This is a genomic window from Endozoicomonas sp. SESOKO2, assembly GCF_024606245.1.
In the GTDB taxonomy this organism is placed as follows: Bacteria; Pseudomonadota; Gammaproteobacteria; order Pseudomonadales; family Endozoicomonadaceae; genus Endozoicomonas_A.
Window position 1 is genome coordinate 1 of the sequence record NZ_JAHHPQ010000746.1, and the last position, 2,085, is coordinate 2,085.

At 38.8% G+C, this 2,085-nt stretch carries 3 protein-coding genes; all 3 read right to left on the reverse strand.

The features are described 5' to 3' along the window. Positions 1-130 precede the first annotated feature (130 nt). Positions 131-1,021 carry a nucleoside recognition domain-containing protein gene (locus KDK17_RS17795; RefSeq protein ID WP_257276149.1) on the reverse strand — a complete coding sequence of 297 codons (891 nt, stop codon included), beginning with the start codon at positions 1,019-1,021 and terminating at the stop codon, positions 131-133. 12 nt (positions 1,022-1,033) lie between these two features. Then, entirely contained in the window at positions 1,034-1,699 is a 666-nt protein-coding gene (locus KDK17_RS17800) for a 2OG-Fe dioxygenase family protein (RefSeq protein WP_257288700.1), read from the reverse strand. 188 nt (positions 1,700-1,887) lie between these two features. Then, a partial coding sequence (locus KDK17_RS17805) for a fumarylacetoacetate hydrolase family protein (protein ID WP_257288702.1) occupies positions 1,888-2,085 on the reverse strand: 198 nt, incomplete at its 5' end.

Genomic DNA, 2,085 nt, shown 5'->3' on the forward strand with positions numbered 1-2,085 from the left:
GAATTCTTCATCTACTATTTGATGCCAAACTAGCAAGACGGTAATATTCTTTTTAGGATCACTCACCAAGAAATCACCAAGGATTTTTTTCTCTATGCTGGCGTTAATTATTCTGTCGGTAATAAATACTTTATTCATTTGTGCTTTTCAATCTAACGAATTTATGCGTGATTAGTTTTTTTGTGATAAAAATAAGGATAACTACAACACTGATAGCTATTCCGAGGCGTATTAGCAAAATTGCGACTATATCAGCTCCAAAAATAGCAAAGATCAGCGTTTCTTCAATTAAACCATGAGCCAGCAGCAGGAAAGTTAAAAGATAAAGCCTCTGCTCTTCCTCAACGGACTTTATATCTTTAAGCAGGATACCCGCTCCATATGTGACTCCTAAAAGACAGCCAACGGTCATGCTTGATAGATATGTGTGTTTATCTAATAACGCTTTAAAAAATGCTCGCTTTTTAATTAGGTCAAAAGCCACTACCAGTGTGGCCACCAAAATCGAAATTTTCAGTGTCAGCAAAAGTGCATTAGAAAAAGCCCCCAATACAAGTCCGCCAAATGAAGCATATTCAGCTTTTACTTGACTGCTCCCTACGCTGCCTACCAATTCTTGAGGCGTTAAAAATGATGCCACCCAAGCCCCCAAAATGCCTAAGCACAAACGGGATATCCAATGTATATGGATGGGAAACCCCACTTTTTTCATTACGGCAGACTCCAGGGGAATGGAGTGACATATCGCAATAAATGTGCCTACTATCGTCCATTCATAAGGCGAAAGATCAAGTCCTGAAGCAACTGCTATACCCGCGTAAATATTAAGAAAAAAGCTGGCTGCGAAAGCTACAGCTACGTCGGCTGGCAATTTAAGTAATTGAGTAGCAGGCTCAAAAATGAAACCTACATAGTCGACCACCCCTAGATATTGCAAAACTTCACTCAGCATTGAGAAAGGAATGACCAGTTTTGCAATCATTAGGATTATTCGTTTAGATTCTTTGATACTTTCTTTCATAAATCGTCCCAGCTATACGAAGTTATAGTCAATAATGAGCATGTCTCTCCAGCCTGGCTGATCTTGTAGTGTGGGAAATAGAGGGGAAACGTCATGTTTTACAACTTCATCGTTAATTATTATGCTATCGAGGAACCAGTTTAATTGTTTATGCTCGATCGGAACATTTTTATTGCTGTAAATCCCAGACACGCCTCCCAAAACATTTTTCCGTTTAATAAGATGTTGAGAAACGAAATAATGACCATCTCTGTGTATTCCTTCAGGCGTTGGCAAGCCAACCATACTTTCTTTGGTGTTCACCCGGAACTGATGAGTATTAATGATAAGTTTTCTGGTTCTATAGTCTTCTACAGGAATGATATCAAGACAATAGTTTACAAGACTATTAAGAAGGATAGAGTTGGCAAAGTTGAGGTCAACTGGAGGAAGCCTTCTGTTTAAGCCGCCATTCAAATGATTAATATTTTTTGATTGAAAGAAGTGTTGACTTTCTCTTATCCACTGTAGCTCTTTGGTTTCAAAGTTATATTCATACCGACCAAACCTACGCTGTCGATAACTACCATTATCGTTCATATATTCATCTTTAGGAAGATCATCCCAGAAGTTACAGATGCTTTCGTAGTTTATTTCTTCATCAATACCGACTCTTAAGTCATCGCCTTTGATTACCACATAACCATATTGATCGAGCGCTCTCTTTTTTTTATTTGTATGAATAAACCTTTCTTCCCCTGTATGAGATGGCTTACAGTGTCGTGTCGTGTCGTGTCGTGTCGTGTCGTGTCGTGTCGTGTCGTTCAGATAACACTGTCTAACTCCCTATATTTAACGTTTTTTTATTGCTTGAGGTTTATAGTGTATTAAGCAATGCTAGCACTGGTTTTTAGCTCGCATCTATTTCTTACGTAAAGCTCAGCTATTAACTGGTCACCACCAGATAGGGAGCTGACACCTGCTGGAGTGCCTGTTAAAACAATATCACCCGCCTGCAAAGTAAATGCCCGGTCAATATCATAAAGTAGATCTTCAATCTTAAAAATCATCTGACCACTATTACC

What these genes read in the sequence shown, in the direction of transcription:
- KDK17_RS17795 (WP_257276149.1), bottom strand. Translation starts at nt 1,021, where the DNA reads ATGAAAGAAAGTATCAAAGAATCTAAACGAATAATCCTAATGATTGCA.